The sequence below is a fragment of the Streptomyces xanthii genome (genome assembly GCF_014621695.1).
In the GTDB taxonomy this organism is placed as follows: domain Bacteria; phylum Actinomycetota; class Actinomycetes; order Streptomycetales; family Streptomycetaceae; genus Streptomyces; species Streptomyces xanthii.
The window spans coordinates 3,186,331-3,206,598 of sequence record NZ_CP061281.1 but is presented as its reverse complement, the minus strand read 5'-3'; the positions used below and the strand labels follow the sequence as shown (position 1 = coordinate 3,206,598).

At 67.5% G+C, this 20,268-nt stretch carries 14 protein-coding genes; 13 read left to right on the top strand and 1 reads right to left on the bottom strand.

The annotated features are described in order from the left end of the window. The first annotated feature begins 107 nt into the window (after positions 1 to 107). From rplK to tuf, 13 genes are all read left to right on the top strand, one after another. Entirely contained in the window at positions 108 to 542 is a 435-nt protein-coding gene (gene rplK / locus IAG42_RS14395) for a 50S ribosomal protein L11 (protein WP_016645192.1), read from the top strand. A gap of 81 nt (positions 543 to 623) precedes the next feature. Beyond that, on the top strand, positions 624 to 1,355 hold the full coding sequence (rplA, locus tag IAG42_RS14390) for a 50S ribosomal protein L1 (RefSeq protein WP_188337394.1): 732 nt from the start codon (positions 624 to 626) through the stop codon (positions 1,353 to 1,355). Between the two features lie 112 nt (positions 1,356 to 1,467). After that, on the top strand, positions 1,468 to 2,169 hold the full coding sequence (locus tag IAG42_RS14385) for a LolA-like protein (protein WP_188337393.1): 702 nt from the start codon (positions 1,468 to 1,470) through the stop codon (positions 2,167 to 2,169). A gap of 114 nt (positions 2,170 to 2,283) precedes the next feature. Then, positions 2,284 to 3,243 (top strand): hypothetical protein, encoded by a 960-nt coding sequence (locus IAG42_RS14380; protein ID WP_188337392.1) that lies wholly within the window; start codon positions 2,284 to 2,286, stop codon positions 3,241 to 3,243. A gap of 266 nt (positions 3,244 to 3,509) precedes the next feature. Next, positions 3,510 to 4,040, top strand: a complete 531-nt coding sequence (gene rplJ / locus IAG42_RS14375; protein ID WP_188337391.1) for a 50S ribosomal protein L10 — start codon at positions 3,510 to 3,512, stop codon at positions 4,038 to 4,040. Positions 4,041 to 4,150: 110 nt separating this feature from the next. Continuing rightward, positions 4,151 to 4,537 (top strand): 50S ribosomal protein L7/L12, encoded by a 387-nt coding sequence (gene rplL, locus IAG42_RS14370; protein WP_188337390.1) that lies wholly within the window; start codon positions 4,151 to 4,153, stop codon positions 4,535 to 4,537. Positions 4,538 to 5,110: 573 nt separating this feature from the next. Beyond that, complete coding sequence (gene rpoB, locus IAG42_RS14365; protein WP_188337389.1) at positions 5,111 to 8,596, top strand: DNA-directed RNA polymerase subunit beta; 3,486 nt, start codon at positions 5,111 to 5,113, stop codon at positions 8,594 to 8,596. A gap of 102 nt (positions 8,597 to 8,698) precedes the next feature. After that, the gene (locus tag IAG42_RS14360; protein ID WP_188337388.1) at positions 8,699 to 12,598 is read left to right on the top strand and encodes a DNA-directed RNA polymerase subunit beta'; all 3,900 of its coding nucleotides are present in this window, start codon (positions 8,699 to 8,701) and stop codon (positions 12,596 to 12,598) included. A 186-nt stretch (positions 12,599 to 12,784) separates the two neighbouring features. Beyond that, the gene (locus IAG42_RS14355; protein ID WP_188341385.1) at positions 12,785 to 13,267 is read left to right on the top strand and encodes a DUF1707 and DUF4190 domain-containing protein; all 483 of its coding nucleotides are present in this window, start codon (positions 12,785 to 12,787) and stop codon (positions 13,265 to 13,267) included. Positions 13,268 to 13,567: 300 nt separating this feature from the next. After that, complete coding sequence (gene rpsL / locus IAG42_RS14350; RefSeq protein WP_003948652.1) at positions 13,568 to 13,939, top strand: 30S ribosomal protein S12; 372 nt, start codon at positions 13,568 to 13,570, stop codon at positions 13,937 to 13,939. A gap of 2 nt (positions 13,940 to 13,941) precedes the next feature. After that, positions 13,942 to 14,412, top strand: coding sequence for a 30S ribosomal protein S7 (rpsG, locus tag IAG42_RS14345; protein WP_111663838.1), 471 nt, complete (start codon positions 13,942 to 13,944; stop codon positions 14,410 to 14,412). A gap of 39 nt (positions 14,413 to 14,451) precedes the next feature. Next, positions 14,452 to 16,578, top strand: a complete 2,127-nt coding sequence (gene fusA, locus IAG42_RS14340) for an elongation factor G (protein WP_188337387.1) — start codon at positions 14,452 to 14,454, stop codon at positions 16,576 to 16,578. Between the two features lie 154 nt (positions 16,579 to 16,732). Then, positions 16,733 to 17,926: an elongation factor Tu gene (tuf, locus tag IAG42_RS14335; RefSeq protein ID WP_188337386.1), complete on the top strand. Its 1,194-nt coding sequence runs from the start codon at positions 16,733 to 16,735 to the stop codon at positions 17,924 to 17,926. A 145-nt stretch (positions 17,927 to 18,071) separates the two neighbouring features. Here the strand turns inward: tuf and IAG42_RS14330 are convergent, their stop codons facing one another. Then, positions 18,072 to 20,132 carry a PIG-L family deacetylase gene (locus tag IAG42_RS14330; protein ID WP_188337385.1) on the bottom strand — a complete coding sequence of 687 codons (2,061 nt, stop codon included), beginning with the start codon at positions 20,130 to 20,132 and terminating at the stop codon, positions 18,072 to 18,074. Positions 20,133 to 20,268: the final 136 nt, after the last annotated feature.

Sequence of the window (20,268 nt, the reverse complement as noted above, 5' to 3'; positions counted from 1 at the left end):
GGGATACCCGTTATCTTTGTGCGGTATGCCTCCATCCGGATGATCAGGACGATCATCGAACACGGGTGGCGGCTGAACACTCTCACTAAGACCCGGAGAGAGAGCACATGCCTCCCAAGAAGAAGAAGGTCACGGGGCTCATCAAGCTCCAGATCCAGGCCGGCGCCGCCAACCCGGCTCCGCCGGTCGGCCCCGCGCTGGGCCAGCACGGCGTGAACATCATGGAGTTCTGCAAGGCCTACAACGCCGCGACCGAGTCGCAGCGCGGTTGGGTCATCCCGGTGGAGATCACGGTCTACGAAGACCGTTCCTTCACCTTCATCACCAAGACCCCGCCGGCCGCGAAGATGATCCTCAAGGCCGCTGGTGTCGAGAAGGGCTCCGGCGAGCCGCACAAGACCAAGGTCGCCAAGATCACCGAGGCGCAGGTCCGCGAGATCGCCACCACGAAGATGCCCGACCTCAACGCCAATGACCTGGACGCCGCGTCCAAGATCATCGCCGGCACCGCCCGTTCCATGGGCATCACGGTCGAGGGCTGACCTCACCCCCGTAAGCAGTAGAACACCGTGGTAGGGCCTGCTCGGCCCACACCACGACTCCTCAGACACACAGGAGCAGTAGTGAGCAAGCGCAGCAAGACTCTCCGCGCTGCGGACGCCAAGATCGACCGGGACAAGCTCTACGCCCCGCTCGAGGCCGTCCGTCTCGCCAAGGAGACCTCCGCGACGAAGTTCGACGGCACCGTCGAGGTCGCCTTCCGCCTGGGCGTTGACCCGCGCAAGGCCGACCAGATGGTCCGTGGCACCGTGAACCTCCCGCACGGCACCGGCAAGACCGCCCGGGTCCTGGTCTTCGCGACCGGTGACCGTGCTGCGGCCGCGGAGGCCGCCGGCGCCGACATCGTCGGCTCCGACGAGCTCATCGACGAGATCTCCAAGGGCCAGCGCCTGAACGAGTTCGACGCCGTCGTCGCCACGCCGGACCTCATGGGCAAGGTCGGCCGCCTCGGCCGCGTGCTCGGTCCCCGTGGCCTCATGCCGAACCCGAAGACCGGCACCGTGACCCCGGACGTGGCCAAGGCCGTGAACGAGATCAAGGGTGGCAAGATCGAGTTCCGCGTCGACAAGCACTCGAACCTGCACTTCATCATCGGCAAGGCGTCCTTCGACGACACCAAGCTGGTGGAGAACTACGGCGCGGCCCTGGAGGAGATCCTCCGTCTGAAGCCGTCCGCCGCCAAGGGTCGCTACATCAAGAAGGCCGCCATCACCACCACGATGGGCCCCGGCATTCCGGTCGACCCGAACCGCACCCGCAACCTCCTCACCGAGGAGGACCCGGCCGCGGTCTGAGCCTCTCCGGAGACTCGCTGAAGTCGGCGACGGGCCCCGCACCTTCCGAGGTGCGGGGCCCGTTCCTCTTTTCCGGCCCGCCCCGGCGGAGGCTGCGCTAGCGTCGGCCCCGATGAGACACGTACGGGGGACGGTCGCGCTGGCCGCCGTGGGCGTCCTGCTCGCGGGCTGCGGCGCCGGGCACGAGGGACACGACGGACGGGACCGTCAGGGCGTGCCCCAGGCCCTGCGGGCGGCCCGCGCGAAGGTCACGGCGGCGGGCTCGGCCCGGATCGAGGCCACGACGGACACCGGCGACCGGCTGCGCACTCGGAGCAGCGGCGCCCTGCGCTGGTCCGGCGGCGTCGAAGGCACCCTCACCGTCCGTGTCACCGGCGGCGAACTGGCCGCCTCCACGCGCGCGTTGGGCGGCGACCCGTCCCAGACGCGCTTCCTGCCGGACGCGTACTACACCCGTATGAGTGAGCGCTTCGCCCGGCTCCAGGACGGCCGCCACTGGATCCGGCACACCTACGACGAGCGGAGCGACCTGGGCCCGGCCGACTGCCTGAAGACGCTCGCCGCGGCCGGGGACACCCACCGGGTGGGCCGGGAGACCGTGCGCGGCGTGCGCACCACCCACTACCGCGGCACCGCGGGGAAGCAGCGCGTCGACGTGTGGATCGACGCCCGGGACCTGCTGGTACGTCGCACCCAGCAGGCCGGCGACTTCCGCAGCACCGTCCATTACCGGGACTACGGGGCCCGCGCGCGGGCCGAGCGGCCGCCCGGGCACGACACCGTGGACCTCACGGACGTACGCGCCGAGGGCTGACCGGGCGGGGGAGCGCCGGGCCGGATATTCCGGGGGCGCTGTCCGAGGCGTCGGATATCGTGCGGCACATACACGGGTTCGGTTCAGACACGTGTTCAAAGGGGTGGGATTGAGATGACTGTTGCCGTACGACGCGCGCTCGGCGCCGCCACTGTCACCGCGCTGCTCTGCGCCGGGGCCGTGGCCTGCGACGAGGGTTCCGAGAAGAGCGGTTCGGCCTCGGACGCGGGCACCAGGTCGCAGTCCCAGGTGACGCAGGCCCTGACGGCCGCGTTCAAGAAGACCGAGGCCGCGAAGTCGGCCAAGGTCGAGATGACGATGAAGACTCCGACCGGCCTCGACGGCGGCGGCACCATGAAGATGTCCGGCACGATGGGCTGGGACCCGACCGTCATGGATATGACGATGACGGGCTCCGCGCTCACCGCCGGCGATCCGGACGCCCCGGAGAAGATGCGCATGGTGTGGCAGGACGACGTGATGTACATGGACATGGGCGCCGAGGCGACCAAGGACATGGACATGATGGACGGCAAGCGCTGGATGAAGATGGACCTCGGCGCCATGGCCGAGAAGTCCGGCGACGAGCAGCTGATGCGCCAGATGACCGGCAGCCTGGACAGCATGAACCAGGACCCGGCGCAGCAGATCGCCGTCCTGCTCTCGTCGCCGAACCTGAAGCACCTGGGCGCGGCCACCGTCGACGGCGTGAAGACGCAGCACTACAAGGGCAAGCTCACCGTCGACGAGATGATGGAGAAGAACGACTCGCTGAAGGCCCTCAGCAAGTCCGAGCGCGACGAGCTCCTGAAGAACGTCAAGAAGTCCGGCATCAAGGGCTACGACACCGAGCTGTGGGTCAATGAGGACGACCTTCCGGTCCGGATCGACGTCACCATGAAGACGCCGCAGGGTGCGGTCGAGATCAACGAGTCCTTCTCGGACTACGGATCGGCCGTGAAGGTCGAGGTGCCGCCCGCGGACCAGACCTTCGACCTCATGGAGATGCTGAAGAAGATCGGTGAGGCGGCCGGTGACCCCGGGTCCGCGACCGGTGCCGACGGCGACGTCTGAGCGGATTTGCTCGGGACGCTCCCCTTCACGTAATCTTCCACAGAAGCCAAAGACCGCTGGTCGTTGCTGCGCACTCGCAAGAGGGCGCGGTGGCCGAAGGATCCGCTGAAACTGCGGACGACCCGCGCAGGTGACTGTGGAAGTGCTCCCGGATTCCGCTTCAGGATTCTGGTCGAGCTCACGCCCCGTGCGCCTGCGCCGGGGCGTTTCGTTTTCCCAGCCTCCTTGCGAGCGGTCCTCATCACCCGGAAGGAGGCCGACGCTCTATGCCGACGCCCGACAAGGCTGCCGCGGTAGCCGAGCTCACGGACAAGTTCCGCAGCTCGAACGCCGCCGTGCTGACCGAGTACCGGGGTCTCACCGTGGCCCAGCTCAAGCAGCTGCGCCGTTCGCTCGGTGAGAACTCCGAGTACGCCGTGGTGAAGAACACGCTGACCAAGATCGCGGCCAACCAGGCCGGGATCGACACGCTGGACGACCTCTTCAATGGTCCGACGGCGGTCGCCTTCGTCACCGGTGACCCGGTGGAGTCGGCGAAGGGTCTTCGTGACTTCGCCAAGGAGAACCCGAACCTCGTCATCAAGGGCGGTGTCCTTGACGGCAAGGCGCTCTCCGCCGACGAGATCAAGAAGCTTGCGGACCTCGAGTCCCGCGAGGTTCTGCTCAGCAAGCTGGCCGGTGCCTTCAAGGGCAAGCAGTCCCAGGCTGCTCAGCTCTTCCAGGCGCTGCCCTCGAAGTTCGTCCGCACCGCGGAGGCGCTTCGTGTCAAGCAGGCCGAGCAGGGCGGTGCCGAGTAATTCGGCTCGCACTCTGATCGCTGCCTGAGGCAGTGGTCGAAGCGGGCCGACCGTACGCCCGCCTACATGGACAACCGGCACCAGCCGATTTAGTGGAAGGATCGCCCATCATGGCGAAGCTCAGCCAGGAAGACCTGCTCGCCCAGTTCGAGGAGATGACCCTCATCGAGCTCTCCGAGTTCGTGAAGGCCTTCGAGGAGAAGTTCGACGTCACCGCCGCCGCGGCCGTCGCCGTTGCCGCCGGTCCGGCCCAGGGTGGCGGCGACGCCGCTGCCGCCGAGGAGCAGGACGAGTTCGACGTCATCCTCACGGGTGCCGGCGACAAGAAGATCCAGGTCATCAAGGTCGTGCGCGAGCTCACCTCCCTGGGCCTCAAGGAGGCCAAGGACCTCGTCGACGGCACCCCGAAGCCGGTCCTCGAGAAGGTCGCGAAGGACGCCGCGGACAAGGCCAAGGAGGCCCTCGAGGGCGCCGGCGCCTCCGTCGAGGTCAAGTAAGACCTCTTCGAGTCTGCTGACTCTTCCTCGGTGAAACTGCACCCTTCAGGGGTGTAACACCGACGTACCGAAAGGCGATCACCCAAGTGGGTGGTCGCCTTTCGGCGTTGTCCGGCACTCGGGTCGAGGGTCCCTTGCACTGCTGGTCACGCGGAGTATGGTGATCTTCGTCGTGCCTGGAACCACCCCGGTTCGGGCGAGCGGGGGCCTTGACGAACCGCACGCAGCGCGCAATTCTCAGGACGCGTCGTCACAAGGATCCGTATCCGAGGCATGGATCGGCGACGAAGAGGGCAGTAAGGATGTGCGCTCGCTGAGCGCACAGGGCATGCCGCGAACGGTGAACGGTTGAGAACAACGAGGGTCTCAAAAAACCCGGACTGGACATCAGTGGGCCTTCTGGCTACACTGTCCCTTTGCGCTGCCTGTTAGCTGCTCCCTGCCCGTCACCAGGGGCATGCCCTCGCTTGAGCACAGTGGACCGAATCAACCCTGACCTGGGCGTTCTGTCTCTCTGTCTGGCTTGGGACCGGTACGCGCGTAGTGAGTCCGAGCCCTCGGAAGGACCCCCTCTTGGCCGCCTCGCGCAACGCCTCGACCGCGAATACGAACAATGGCGCAAGCACCGCCCCGCTGCGCATCTCCTTTGCAAAGATCAAGGAGCCCCTCGAGGTTCCGAACCTGCTCGCGCTGCAGACCGAGAGCTTTGACTGGCTGCTCGGCAACACCGCCTGGCAGAGTCGGGTCGAGGCGGCTCTGGAGTCCGGTCAGGACGTCCCCACCAAGTCCGGCCTCGAGGAGATCTTCGAGGAGATCTCCCCGATCGAGGACTTCTCCGGGTCGATGTCCCTGACGTTCCGCGACCACCGCTTCGAGCCTCCGAAGAACTCGATCGACGAGTGCAAGGAGCGCGACTTCACGTACGCCGCCCCGCTCTTCGTCACCGCCGAGTTCACGAACAACGAGACGGGCGAGATCAAGTCCCAGACCGTCTTCATGGGCGACTTCCCGCTCATGACGGACAAGGGCACCTTCGTCATCAACGGCACCGAGCGTGTCGTCGTCTCGCAGCTCGTCCGCTCGCCCGGTGTCTACTTCGACTCCTCCATCGACAAGACGTCCGACAAGGACATCTTCTCGGCCAAGGTCATCCCCTCGCGTGGTGCCTGGCTGGAGATGGAGATCGACAAGCGCGACATGGTCGGTGTGCGCATCGACCGCAAGCGCAAGCAGTCCGTCACCGTCCTGCTCAAGGCTCTCGGTTGGACGACCGAGCAGATCCTCGAGGAGTTCGGCCAGTACGAGTCCATGCGCGCCACCCTGGAGAAGGACCACACCCAGGGCCAGGACGACGCGCTGCTCGACATCTACCGCAAGCTGCGTCCGGGCGAGCCGCCGACCCGTGAGGCCGCGCAGACGCTGCTCGAGAACCTCTACTTCAACCCGAAGCGCTACGACCTCGCGAAGGTCGGCCGCTACAAGGTGAACAAGAAGCTCGGCGCGGACGAGCCGCTGGACGCCGGCGTCCTCACCACCGACGACATCATCGCCACCATCAAGTACCTGGTGAAGCTGCACGCCGGTGAGACCGAGACGGTCTCCGAGTCGGGCCGCGAGATCATCGTCGAGACCGACGACATCGACCACTTCGGCAACCGCCGTATCCGTAACGTCGGTGAGCTGATCCAGAACCAGGTCCGTACGGGTCTCGCCCGTATGGAGCGCGTCGTGCGCGAGCGCATGACGACCCAGGACGTCGAGGCGATCACGCCGCAGACCCTGATCAACATCCGCCCCGTGGTGGCGTCGATCAAGGAGTTCTTCGGCACCTCCCAGCTGTCCCAGTTCATGGACCAGAACAACCCGCTGTCGGGGCTGACGCACAAGCGTCGTCTGAACGCCCTCGGCCCGGGTGGTCTGTCCCGTGAGCGGGCCGGCTTCGAGGTCCGAGACGTGCACCCGTCGCACTACGGCCGCATGTGCCCGATCGAGACGCCCGAAGGCCCGAACATCGGTCTGATCGGCTCGCTCGCCTCGTACGGCCGGATCAACCCGTTCGGCTTCATCGAGACGCCGTACCGCAAGGTCGTCGACGGTGTCGTCACCGACGACGTCGACTACCTGACGGCCGACGAGGAAGACCGCTTCGTCATCGCGCAGGCCAACGCGCCGCTCAACGACGAGCTCCGCTTCGTCGAGAACCGCGTGCTGGTCCGCCGTCGTGGTGGCGAGGTCGACTACGTGCCCGGCACGGACGTCGACTACATGGACGTCTCCCCGCGCCAGATGGTGTCGGTCGCGACCGCCATGATCCCCTTCCTCGAGCACGACGACGCCAACCGTGCCCTCATGGGCGCGAACATGATGCGTCAGGCGGTGCCGCTGATTAAGTCGGAGGCCCCGCTCGTCGGCACCGGCATGGAGTACCGCTGCGCCACCGACGCCGGTGACGTGCTCAAGGCCGAGAAGGACGGTGTGGTCCAGGAGGTCTCCGCGGACTACATCACCATCACCAACGACGACGGCACGTACACCACGTACCGCCTGCACAAGTTCTCGCGCTCCAACCAGGGCACCTCTGTGAACCAGAAGGTCGTCGTGGACGAGGGTCAGCGGATCATCGCCGGCCAGGTGCTGGCCGACGGTCCCGCGACCGAAGAGGGCGAGATGGCCCTCGGCAAGAACCTGCTCGTCGCGTTCATGCCCTGGGAAGGTCACAACTACGAGGACGCGATCATCCTGTCGCAGCGCCTCGTGCAGGACGACGTCCTCTCCTCGATCCACATCGAGGAGCACGAGGTCGACGCCCGTGACACCAAGCTGGGCCCCGAGGAGATCACCCGGGACATCCCGAACGTCTCGGAGGAGGTCCTCGCCGACCTCGACGAGCGCGGCATCATCCGTATCGGTGCCGAGGTCGTCGCCGGCGACATCCTCGTCGGCAAGGTCACGCCCAAGGGTGAGACCGAGCTGACCCCCGAGGAGCGCCTGCTCCGCGCGATCTTCGGTGAGAAGGCGCGCGAGGTGCGCGACACCTCGCTGAAGGTGCCGCACGGTGAGATCGGCAAGGTCATCGGTGTCCGCGTCTTCGACCGCGAAGAGGGCGACGAGCTGCCGCCGGGCGTGAACCAGCTGGTTCGTGTCTACGTCGCGCAGAAGCGCAAGATCACCGATGGTGACAAGCTCGCCGGCCGTCACGGCAACAAGGGCGTCATCTCGAAGATCAACCCGATCGAGGACATGCCGTTCCTGGAGGACGGCACCCCGGTCGACATCATCCTCAACCCGCTGGGTGTCCCGTCCCGAATGAACCCGGGACAGGTCCTGGAGATCCACCTCGGCTGGCTCGCCAGCCAGGGCTGGGACGTCTCCGGTCTCGGCGACGAGTGGGCCAAGCGCCTCCAGGCGATCGGCGCCGACAAGGTCGAGCCGCGTACCAACGTCGCGACCCCGGTCTTCGACGGTGCCCGCGAGGACGAGCTGGCCGGTCTGCTCGAGCACACCATCCCGAACCGGGACGGCGACCGCATGGTCCTGCCCACCGGTAAGGCGCGGCTGTTCGACGGCCGTTCCGGTGAGCCGTTCCCGGACCCGATCTCGGTCGGGTACATGTACATCCTCAAGCTCCACCACCTGGTCGACGACAAGCTGCACGCCCGGTCGACCGGTCCGTACTCGATGATCACCCAGCAGCCGCTGGGTGGTAAGGCCCAGTTCGGTGGCCAGCGCTTCGGTGAGATGGAGGTGTGGGCGCTGGAGGCGTACGGCGCCGCTTACGCCCTCCAGGAGCTGCTGACCATCAAGTCCGACGACGTCACCGGCCGCGTGAAGGTCTACGAGGCCATCGTCAAGGGCGAGAACATCCCTGAGCCCGGCATTCCCGAGTCCTTCAAGGTGCTCATCAAGGAAATGCAGTCCCTGTGCCTCAACGTGGAGGTGCTGTCCTCGGACGGCATGTCCATCGAGATGCGCGACACCGACGAGGACGTCTTCCGCGCAGCGGAGGAGCTCGGCATCGACCTGTCGCGGCGCGAGCCGAGCAGCGTCGAAGAGGTCTGACGGGAGTCCGGTAGGGGCCTCGCCGTCAGGTGAGGCCCCCGCCGACCCCTCGACCCCCGTTTCAGACCACAGACTTACAACCCTGAGAGGGATTGACGCATAGTGCTCGACGTCAACTTCTTCGACGAGCTCCGGATCGGCCTGGCCACCGCTGACGACATCCGTCAGTGGAGCCACGGCGAGGTCAAGAAGCCCGAGACGATCAACTACCGCACCCTCAAGCCGGAAAAGGACGGGCTCTTCTGCGAGAAGATCTTCGGTCCCACCCGGGACTGGGAGTGCTACTGCGGCAAGTACAAGCGCGTCCGCTTCAAGGGCATCATCTGCGAGCGCTGTGGCGTCGAGGTCACGCGCGCCAAGGTGCGCCGTGAGCGGATGGGTCACATCGAGCTCGCCGCCCCCGTCACGCACATCTGGTACTTCAAGGGTGTCCCGAGCCGGCTGGGCTACCTGCTCGACCTGGCTCCCAAGGACCTCGAGAAGGTCATCTACTTCGCGGCGTACATGATCACGTACGTCGACGAGGAGCGCCGTACCCGCGACCTGCCCTCCCTCGAGGCGCACGTCCAGGTCGAGCGTCAGCAGATCGAGAACCGCCGCGACTCCGACCTGGAGAACCGCGCCAAGAAGCTCGAGACCGACCTGGCCGAGCTCGAGGCCGAGGGCGCCAAGGCCGACGTGCGCCGCAAGGTGCGCGAGGGTGCCGAGCGCGAGATGAAGCAGCTGCGCGACCGCGCGCAGCGCGAGATCGACCGTCTCGACGAGGTGTGGAACCGGTTCAAGAACCTCAAGGTCCAGGACCTCGAGGGCGACGAGCTGCTCTACCGCGAGCTCCGTGACCGCTTCGGCACGTACTTCGACGGTTCGATGGGTGCCGCGGCGCTGCAGAAGCGCCTGGAGACCTTCGACCTCGAGGAGGAGGCCGAGCGCCTCCGCGAGATCATCCGTACCGGCAAGGGCCAGAAGAAGACCCGTGCGCTCAAGCGCCTCAAGGTCGTCTCCGCGTTCCTGCAGACCGCGAACAGCCCCAAGGGCATGGTTCTGGACTGCGTCCCGGTCATCCCGCCGGACCTGCGTCCGATGGTGCAGCTGGACGGTGGCCGCTTCGCGACCTCCGACCTGAACGACCTGTACCGCCGTGTCATCAACCGCAACAACCGCCTGAAGCGCCTTCTCGACCTCGGTGCCCCCGAGATCATCGTGAACAACGAGAAGCGCATGCTCCAGGAGGCCGTGGACGCCCTCTTCGACAACGGTCGTCGTGGTCGCCCGGTCACCGGTCCCGGTAACCGCCCGCTGAAGTCCCTGAGCGACATGCTCAAGGGCAAGCAGGGTCGTTTCCGTCAGAACCTTCTCGGTAAGCGTGTGGACTACTCCGCGCGTTCCGTGATCGTCGTCGGCCCGCAGCTGAAGCTCCACCAGTGTGGTCTGCCCAAGGCCATGGCGCTGGAGCTCTTCAAGCCGTTCGTGATGAAGCGCCTCGTGGACCTGAACCACGCGCAGAACATCAAGAGCGCCAAGCGCATGGTCGAGCGCGGCCGCACGGTCGTGTACGACGTCCTGGAAGAGGTCATCGCCGAGCACCCGGTTCTGCTGAACCGTGCGCCCACGCTGCACCGCCTCGGCATCCAGGCCTTCGAGCCGCAGCTGGTCGAGGGCAAGGCCATCCAGATCCACCCGCTCGTCTGCACCGCGTTCAACGCGGACTTCGACGGTGACCAGATGGCCGTCCACCTGCCGCTCTCCGCGGAGGCGCAGGCCGAGGCCCGCATCCTGATGCTGTCCTCGAACAACATCCTCAAGCCCGCCGACGGCCGTCCGGTGACGATGCCGACGCAGGACATGGTCCTGGGTCTGTTCTTCCTCACCACCGACGGTGAGCTCCGTGACACCAAGGGCGAGGGCCGCGCGTTCGGTTCCGTCGCCGAGGCGATCATGGCGTTCGACGCCGGCGAGCTGGCGCTGCAGTCGCCGGTCGACATCCGCTTCCCGGTCGGCACCATGCCGCCGCGTGGCTGGACGCCGCCGGCCGCCGAGGAGGGCGAGCCCGAGTACCAGCCGGGCGACAGCTTCCGGCTGCGCACCACCCTGGGCCGCGCGCTCTTCAACGAGCTGCTGCCCGAGGACTACCCGTTCGTCGACTACTCGGTGGGCAAGAAGCAGCTCTCCGAGATCGTCAACGACCTGGCCGAGCGCTACCCCAAGGTCATCGTGGCGGCGACGCTCGACAACCTGAAGGCGGCCGGCTTCTTCTGGGCGACCCGTTCCGGTGTCACCGTGGCCATCTCCGACGTCGTCGTTCCCGAGGCGAAGAAGGAGATCGTCGCGGGTTACGAGGCGCAGGACGAGAAGGTCCAGAAGCAGTACGAGCGCGGTCTCATCACGAAGGAAGAGCGCACTCAGGAGCTCATCGCGATCTGGACCAAGGCGACCAACGAGGTTGCCGAGGCGATGAACGCGAACTTCCCGAAGACCAACCCCATCTTCATGATGGTTGACTCGGGTGCCCGAGGAAACATGATGCAGATGCGTCAGATCGCCGGTATGCGTGGTCTGGTGTCGAACGCCAAGAACGAGACGATCCCGCGTCCGATTAAGGCCTCCTTCCGTGAAGGCCTGTCGGTGCTCGAGTACTTCATCTCGACTCACGGTGCCCGTAAGGGTCTCGCCGACACCGCTCTGCGTACCGCCGACTCGGGTTACCTCACCCGTCGTCTGGTCGACGTCTCCCAGGACGTCATCATCCGCGAGGAGGACTGCGGCACCGACCGCGGTCTGCGTCTGCGGATCGCCGAGAAGGGCGCCGACGGCGTCCTGCGCAAGGCGGACGACGTCGAGACCAGCGTGTACGCCCGCATGCTGGCCGAGGACATCGTCGTGGACGGCAAGGTCATCGCGCCGGCCAACGTCGACCTCGGTGACGTGCTCATCGACCAGCTGGTCGCGCACGGCGTCGAGGAGGTCAAGACCCGCTCGGTCCTGACCTGTGAGTCGGCCGTCGGTACCTGTGCCTTCTGCTACGGCCGCTCCCTGGCCACCGGCAAGACGGTCGACATCGGTGAGGCGGTCGGCATCATCGCCGCCCAGTCCATCGGTGAGCCCGGTACCCAGCTGACGATGCGTACCTTCCACACCGGTGGTGTGGCCGGTGACGACATCACCCAGGGTCTGCCCCGTGTCGTCGAGCTCTTCGAGGCTCGTACGCCGAAGGGTGTCGCCCCGATCTCCGAGGCCGCGGGCCGTGTCCGCATCGAGGAGACCGAGAAGACCAAGAAGCTCGTCGTCACCCCGGACGACGGCAGCGACGAGACGGCGTTCCCGATCTCGAAGCGCGCCCGTCTGCTCGTGGGCGAGGGCGACCACGTCGAGGTCGGCCAGAAGCTGACCGTGGGTGCCACCAACCCGCACGACGTGCTGCGCATCCTGGGTCAGCGTGCCGTCCAGGTCCACCTGGTCGGCGAGGTCCAGAAGGTCTACAACTCGCAGGGTGTGTCGATCCACGACAAGCACATCGAGATCATCATCCGGCAGATGCTGCGCCGCGTGACGATCATCGAGTCCGGCGACGCGGAGCTGCTGCCGGGCGAGCTCGTCGAGCGCTCGAAGTTCGAGACCGAGAACCGTCGTGTGGTCACCGAGGGCGGTCACCCCGCCTCCGGCCGTCCGCAGCTGATGGGTATCACCAAGGCCTCGCTGGCGACGGAGTCCTGGCTGTCGGCCGCCTCCTTCCAGGAGACGACCCGAGTCCTGACGGATGCGGCGATCAACGCCAAGTCCGACAGCCTCATCGGCCTCAAGGAGAACGTCATCATCGGTAAGCTCATCCCGGCCGGTACGGGTCTGTCCCGCTACCGCAACATCCGGGTGGAGCCCACCGAGGAGGCCAAGGCCGCGATGTACTCGGCCGTCGGCTACGACGACATCGACTACTCGCCGTTCGGCACCGGCTCCGGCCAGGCCGTTCCGCTGGAGGACTACGACTACGGTCCGTACAACCAGTAAGCGAGCAGCTGCTTGAACCGCAGGGCGGTCACCACGGGAGCAACCCGGGGTGGCCGCCCTGCGGCGCGTTGGAGCATGATTGAGGGCACGTACGACTTGCGTGTCCGTTTCCGGGGGAGTGGTCTCGTGTCGAATCCGTCGTGGCAGCCGGCGCCGTGGCCGCCGCAGAACCAGGGGCAGCCGTCCATGCTGGCCGCGCACGCCGATCGGGAGCGCGCGGTGGACGTGCTGCGCGCGGGGTTCGCCGAGGGGCGGCTGCCGCAGGGGGAGTACGAGAAGCGGGTCGAGCGGGCCTATCAGGCGCGTACGGTGGGCGAGCTGAGCGTCCTGGTCGCGGACCTGCCGCAGGGGCCCGTACCGCAGCAGCAGATGGCCGTGCCGGTGGCGCCGCCCGTGCCGCGGACGTTCATGCCGGCGCCGTACCTGCCGCCGCCGACCAACGGCAAGGCGATCGGTGCGATGTCGTGCGGGGTCGCGACGTTCTTCTCCATGGGCCTGTCCGGGATCCCGGCGGTCATCCTGGGACATATGGCCCGCAAGGAGATCCGGGAGCGCGGGGAGCAGGGCGACGGCATGGCGGTCGCTGGGATCGTGCTGGGCTGGCTGTCGATCGCGGGGTGGGCGCTGTTCATCCTGCTCATGGTCGTGGCCTCGACCAGTGGCGCCTGAGACCACCGGTGAGCGGTGTGATGTGCGCCCGGCGTGTCCCGGCTGAGATGTATTTGTTTTGACCGCAGCTGATGAGATAGGTACGCTCAGACCTTGTGCCTGGGGTGTGCCTGGGCTCGTGTGCGTGTCTTCAGCCGCACGGCGAGTCCGGATCAGTCCGCTTCGTTCTGATCATGGCCACCGCAATCTGCCGCTTCCCGCCCTTCGGCGGGGGTCTGCAGTATTCGACACACCCGACCGCGTGGGTCGGCAAAGTTCCAGGTTAGCTTCACTACTCGGCACACAGAAACCGGAGAAGTAGTGCCTACGATCCAGCAGCTGGTCCGGAAGGGCCGGCAGGACAAGGTCGAGAAGAACAAGACGCCCGCACTCGAGGGTTCGCCCCAGCGTCGTGGTGTCTGCACGCGTGTGTTCACGACCACCCCGAAGAAGCCGAACTCGGCCCTGCGTAAGGTCGCGCGTGTGCGTCTGACCAGCGGCATCGAGGTCACTGCTTACATTCCGGGTGAGGGACACAACCTGCAGGAGCACTCCATCGTGCTCGTGCGCGGCGGCCGTGTGAAGGACCTGCCTGGTGTTCGCTACAAGATCATCCGCGGTTCGCTCGACACCCAGGGTGTCAAGAACCGCAAGCAGGCCCGCAGCCGCTACGGCGCCAAGAAGGAGAAGTAAGAATGCCTCGTAAGGGCCCCGCCCCGAAGCGCCCGGTCATCATCGACCCGGTCTACGGTTCTCCTCTGGTGACCTCCCTCATCAACAAGGTGCTGCTGAACGGCAAGCGCTCCACCGCCGAGCGCATCGTGTACGGCGCCATGGAGGGCCTGCGTGAGAAGTCGGGCAACGACCCGGTCATCACGCTGAAGCGCGCGCTCGAGAACATCAAGCCGACCCTCGAGGTCAAGTCCCGCCGTGTCGGTGGCGCGACCTACCAGGTTCCGGTTGAGGTCAAGCCCGGCCGCGCCAACACCCTCGCGCTCCGCTGGCTCGTCGGCTACTCCCGCGCCCGTCGCGAGAAGACGATGACCGAGCGTCTGATGAACGAGCTGCTCGACGCCTCCAACGGCCTCGGCGCTGCCGTGAAGAAGCGCGAGGACACGCACAAGATGGCCGAGTCCAACAAGGCCTTCGCGCACTACCGCTGGTAGTCGCAACCCACATCGAGACCGAGAGAAGACTGAAGCCTTATGGCTACCACTTCGCTTGACCTGGCCAAGGTGCGCAACATCGGCATCATGGCCCACATCGACGCGGGCAAGACGACCACCACCGAGCGGATCCTGTTCTACACCGGCGTCTCGTACAAGATCGGTGAGGTCCACGACGGCGCTGCCACGATGGACTGGATGGAGCAGGAGCAGGAGCGTGGCATCACGATCACGTCCGCTGCCACCACCTGCCACTGGCCGCTCGAGGACAACGACTACACGATCAACATCATCGACACGCCTGGGCACGTCGACTTCACCGTCGAGGTGGAGCGCTCCCTGCGTGTTCTCGATGGTGCCGTGACGGTGTTCGACGGTGTCGCCGGCGTTGAGCCGCAGTCCGAGACGGTGTGGCGTCAGGCCGACCGTTACGGCGTGCCGCGCATCTGCTTCGTCAACAAGCTGGACCGCACCGGCGCCGAGTTCCACCGCTGCGTCGACATGATCGTCGACCGCCTCGGTGCGACCCCGCTGGTCATGCAGCTCCCCATCGGTGCCGAGGCCGACTTCCAGGGTGTCGTCGACCTCGTCACGATGAAGGCGTTCGTCTGGTCGGCCGAGGCCGCCAAGGGCGAGGCCTACGACATCGTCGACATCCCCGCCACGCACACCGAGGCTGCCCAGGAGTACCGGGGCAAGCTGCTCGAGGCCGTCGCGGAGAACGACGAGGAGATGATGGAGCTGTTCCTGGAGGGCACCGAGCCCACCGTGGAGCAGCTGCACGCCGCCGTGCGTCGCATCACCATCGCCTCCGGCAAGGGCGGCGACACCACCGTCACCCCCGTGTTCTGTGGCACCGCGTTCAAGAACAAGGGTGTTCAGCCCCTGCTCGACGCCGTCGTGCGCTACCTGCCGACCCCGCTCGACGTCGAGGCCATCGAGGGCCACGACGTCAAGGACCCCGAGGTCGTCGTCAAGCGCAAGCCGTCGGACGACGAGCCGCTGGCCGCCCTCGCGTTCAAGATCATGAGCGACCCGCACCTGGGCAAGCTCACCTTCGTCCGGGTCTACTCGGGCCGCCTGGAGTCCGGCACCTCGGTGCTGAACTCGGTCAAGGGCAAGAAGGAGCGCATCGGCAAGATCTACCGCATGCACGCGAACAAGCGTGAGGAGATCGAGTCGGTGGGCGCGGGCGACATCGTCGCCGTCATGGGTCTGAAGCAGACCACGACGGGTGAGACGCTGTCCGACGACAAGAACCCGGTCATCCTGGAGTCCATGGACTTCCCGGCGCCGGTCATTCAGGTCGCCATCGAGCCCAAGTCCAAGGGTGACCAGGAGAAGCTGGGTGTCGCCATCCAGCGTCTCTCGGAGGAGGACCCCTCCTTCCAGGTCCACTCGGACGAGGAGACGGGCCAGACCATCATCGGTGGTATGGGCGAGCTGCACCTCGAGGTGCTGGTCGACCGTATGCGCCGTGAGTTCAAGGTCGAGGCCAACGTCGGCAAGCCGCAGGTCGCTTACCGCGAGACGATCCGTCAGGCCGTCGAGCGCGTGGACTACACCCACAAGAAGCAGACCGGTGGTACGGGTCAGTTCGCCAAGGTGCAGATCGCGATCGAGCCGATCGACAGTGGCGACGCCTCGTACGAGTTCGTGAACAAGGTCACCGGTGGCCGCATCCCCCGGGAGTACATCCCGTCGGTGGACGCGGGTGCGCAGGAGGCCATGCAGTTCGGCATCCTGGCCGGCTACGAGATGACGGGCGTCCGCGTCACGCTTCTCGACGGTGCCTACCACGAGGTCGACTCCTCCGAGCTCGCCTTCAAGATCGCCGGCTCGCAGGCCTTCAAGGAGGCCGCGCGCAAGGCCAAGCCCGTGCTGCTCGAGCCGATGATGGCCGTCGAGGTCACCACGCCCGAGGACTACATGGGTGAGGTCATCGGCGACATCAACTCCCGCCGTGGCCAGATCCAGGCCATGGAGGAGCGCAGCGGCGCTCGCGTCGTGAAGGGCCTCGTGCCGCTTTCGGAGATGTTCGGCTACGTCGGCGACCTCCGCAGCAAGACGTCGGGTCGCGCGAGCTACTCGATGCAGTTCGACTCCTACGCCGAGGTTCCGCGGAACGTCGCCGAGGAGATCATCGCGAAGGCCAAGGGCGAGTAACGCACCGCGTTCACTAGCTTTAGGCTTGACTCCGGAGCCTCTCGGGGCATTCATCCGCGGTTGCGGGTGAATGCCCCCGGGCACCGGGCTTTCCAGCAAAGATCACCTGGCGCCGATGAAGCAAGGCGTTCAGAACCACTCCAGGAGGACCCCAGTGGCGAAGGCGAAGTTCGAGCGGACTAAGCCGCACGTCAACATCGGCACCATCGGTCACATCGACCACGGTAAGACGACCCTCACGGCCGCCATTACCAAGGTGCTGCACGACGCGTACCCGGACCTGAACGAGGCCTCGGCCTTCGACCAGATCGACAAGGCTCCCGAGGAGCGCCAGCGCGGTATCACGATCTCGATCGCGCACGTCGAGTACCAGACCGAGGCGCGTCACTACGCCCACGTCGACTGCCCCGGTCACGCGGACTACATCAAGAACATGATCACGGGTGCCGCGCAGATGGACGGCGCCATCCTCGTGGTCGCCGCCACCGACGGCCCGATGCCGCAGACCAAGGAGCACGTGCTCCTGGCCCGCCAGGTCGGCGTTCCGTACATCGTTGTCGCCCTGAACAAGGCCGACATGGTGGACGACGAGGAGATCCTGGAGCTCGTCGAGCTCGAGGTCCGTGAGCTCCTCTCCGAGTACGAGTTCCCGGGCGACGACGTTCCGGTCGTCAAGGTCTCGGCGCTCAAGGCGCTCGAGGGCGACGAGGAGTGGGGCAAGTCCGTCCTCGAGCTCATGGCCGCCGTCGACTCCGCCATCCCGGAGCCGGAGCGCGACGTCGACAAGCCGTTCCTCATGCCGATCGAGGACGTCTTCACGATCACCGGTCGTGGCACGGTCGTCACCGGTCGTATCGAGCGTGGTGTCCTGAAGGTCAACGAGACCGTCGACATCATCGGCATCAAGACCGAGAAGACCACCACCACGGTCACCGGCATCGAGATGTTCCGCAAGCTGCTCGACGAGGGCCAGGCCGGTGAGAACGTCGGTCTGCTGCTCCGCGGCATCAAGCGCGAGGACGTCGAGCGCGGCCAGGTCATCATCAAGCCGGGCTCGGTCACCCCGCACACCGAGTTCGAGGCGCAGGCGTACATCCTGTCGAAGGACGAGGGTGGCCGTCACACCCCGTTCTTCAACAACTACCGCCCGCAGTTCTACTTCCGTACGACGGACGTGACCGGCGTCGTGACCCTCCCCGAGGGCACCGAGATGGTCATGCCGGGTGACAACACCGAGATGAAGGTGGAGCTCATCCAGCCCGTCGCCATGGAGGAGGGCCTCAAGTTCGCCATCCGTGAGGGTGGCCGGACCGTCGGCGCCGGCCAGGTCACCAAGATCAACAAGTAAGTTCCGCTTACCTGTTGGGCTTGACGCCTGGTAGCTCCTGCGAGCTCTGAAAGGGCCCGTACGACTTCGGTCGTACGGGCCCTTTTGCATGCCCTCTCCGTTCTCGCGGATCCTCGGGGCCGGTGCGCCGCTGGTCAGGACGGGCTCAGGCCCTGGCCTGGGTGGGACGCCACAGCCAGGGGCGGGCGTCGAAGGAGAGTCCGGCGAGGGTGGGGGCGGCCCCGGTCGCGGTCAGGGACGGGGTGTCCAGGGTCGGTGGCAGGCCCGCGGGGCGGGTGAGGCGGCCCTGGTGGAGGAGTTGGACGGTGCCGTCCGTGGCGCGGCCGAGGAGGTAGGGGCCGGTGGCGGTGACCGGGCCGTAGCCGGGGAAGTCGACGGGCGGGCCGCCGGGGGAGAGGAGGCGGTCGGAGGCGGGCGGACGGTAGTACAGGCGGCCGTCCGCCGCGGCTATGGCGTCGGCGGGGGTGGGCAGGCCGGTCAGCGGAGCGGGCCCGTCCGGGGTCCAGTGGTGGACGGTGTCCCGGCCCGGCGCGTAGACGTGGACCCGGCCGCCGGGGCCGAGGACCGCGGTGAGGCCGTCCTGGACGGGGCCGCCGCCGAGGTCCTTCCAAGGCGACCAGGTGCCGGAGGTGTCGCGGACACGGGTGCTGACGCCCTGTCCGGCGTTGCGGACGAAGAGGTGGACCCTGCCGTCGCGGGCGGTGACGGCCACCGGGACGCCGATGCGCCGGCCCCGGTCGGGGTCGGACTCCGGGTTGCCGAGGCCGGTCCAGGTGCCGGCGCCGGCGCCACGCCGGGCGGGCTCCAGGGCCACGATCTCCCGTACGTCGGGCCCGCCCAGGCCTTCGAGCTCGGCCAGGCGCAGGCCGAACAGCAGGTGGCGGTCGGCCGGGAGAGGGGCGCTGCCGAGCACCGGGGCGAGCGGGCCGCCGCCGAGGTCGACCGGGTCCGCGAAACCGCCGCCCGGCTTCTCGTCGTAGCGGACCGCGCGCAGGCCGAGGACGCCGTACGCGGTGGCCCGGCCGCCGGCGCCGCGCACCAGCGTGAGGCGCGGGCCCGGGTAGCGGTGGTGGGTGGCGCGGACCCAGCCCTTGCGGTTGGTCAGGGGGCGGTCGCCGCCGACGTTGTAGTCGCCGCAGCCGGCCGGGTTGCCGCAGGACCAGTCGGGGGCCGCGCCGTACGGGACGAGGTGGGCGGCCTTCTGGTCGAGCAGGCGCGGCGGGAGGTTCTTCGGCCAGTGGTGGTTGTAGTAGCCGCGGTAGGCGGTGACGACGAACGGGGGTGGGCCGCCCGGCGCGGTCCGGGCCCAGCGGATCAGCGCCGCCCAGGTGAAGGAGGCGACGGCGGTGTGGTCGGCGTGGTCGGAGTAGCCGGGCTGCTCGCTGTCGCGGATGCGGGTGAGCCGGTCGCTGACCTGGATGTCGGGGTCCGGGTCGAGGGTGTGCACGACGGTCGGCCGGTAGCGCCGGAACAGTTCCGCGAGGACGGTGACGACGGAGTCGTGGGTGTACGTCTGGACGGCCCGCAGCGGGGAGCCCTCGGGGACGAGGGTGCGCAGGAGCAGGCCCGGGTCGCGCCAGAGGGACGGGGCGCCCATGTGGCCCGCCGCGGTGTGCATGGCGAGGTTCAGGTGGACCAGCTCGACGCGGCGGCCCCCGTGTTCGAGGACGTCGAGCTCGGCGCGGAAGCCGCTGGGCAGGCGCAGGACGCGCTGGTCCCAGGGGGTGAAGAGGGGGAGGCCGAGCTGGGTCGCGTAGGACTGGCGCAGGCCCTGGTGGCGGGCGGCGGAGTAGGCGGCCTTGTCGGGGGCGGGGTCGCGGTCGGTCGCCGTCTTGTTCCGGCCGTCGGCCTCGCCGGCGGTGACGTAGACGCAGACGAGCGGGGTGCCGGCGGCGAGGGCCTGCTGGGTGTCCGGGTTCATGAAGTACAGGTCGTCGTCGGGGTGGGCGAGGACCTGGAGCAGCAGGGCGCGGTCCGCCTGCGCGGCGGGGCGGCCGGAGGCGGGGGAGGGGACGGAGGTGCGGGGCGGGGGCACGGTCGCGCGGGGTGCGCAGGCGGCGAGGGCGGTGGTGGCGGCCACGGCGGAGGTGCCGAGCAGGAGTCCGCGCCGGGTCAGGGAACGGGCGGCGGAGGGCACGGGATCGGCGTCGGGGGCCGATGCAGGCGCGGGCGCGGGGCCGGGCCGGGGCGCCGGAAGCTTGGGCATAGGGCGCATTTCGGGCCGCGAAGGGCGCGGTATCGCAGGTCTCTTCCGCACAGTGGCGCTCACTCCGTCCGCTGCGAGGCGGCGCGGCGGTGTCGGTGGAGCGCGCCTCTGTTCAGGTTGGTTCACCTGGGTAGAG

What these genes read in the sequence shown, in the direction of transcription:
- IAG42_RS14330 (WP_188337385.1), bottom strand. Translation starts at nt 20,132, where the DNA reads ATGCCCAAGCTTCCGGCGCCCCGGCCCGGCCCCGCGCCCGCGCCTGCA.
- rplL (WP_188337390.1), top strand. Translation starts at nt 4,151, where the DNA reads ATGGCGAAGCTCAGCCAGGAAGACCTGCTCGCCCAGTTCGAGGAGATG.
- rplK (WP_016645192.1), top strand. Translation starts at nt 108, where the DNA reads ATGCCTCCCAAGAAGAAGAAGGTCACGGGGCTCATCAAGCTCCAGATC.
- rplJ (WP_188337391.1), top strand. Translation starts at nt 3,510, where the DNA reads ATGCCGACGCCCGACAAGGCTGCCGCGGTAGCCGAGCTCACGGACAAG.
- IAG42_RS14355 (WP_188341385.1), top strand. Translation starts at nt 12,785, where the DNA reads ATGCTGGCCGCGCACGCCGATCGGGAGCGCGCGGTGGACGTGCTGCGC.
- IAG42_RS14380 (WP_188337392.1), top strand. Translation starts at nt 2,284, where the DNA reads ATGACTGTTGCCGTACGACGCGCGCTCGGCGCCGCCACTGTCACCGCG.
- IAG42_RS14385 (WP_188337393.1), top strand. Translation starts at nt 1,468, where the DNA reads ATGAGACACGTACGGGGGACGGTCGCGCTGGCCGCCGTGGGCGTCCTG.
- rpsG (WP_111663838.1), top strand. Translation starts at nt 13,942, where the DNA reads ATGCCTCGTAAGGGCCCCGCCCCGAAGCGCCCGGTCATCATCGACCCG.
- fusA (WP_188337387.1), top strand. Translation starts at nt 14,452, where the DNA reads ATGGCTACCACTTCGCTTGACCTGGCCAAGGTGCGCAACATCGGCATC.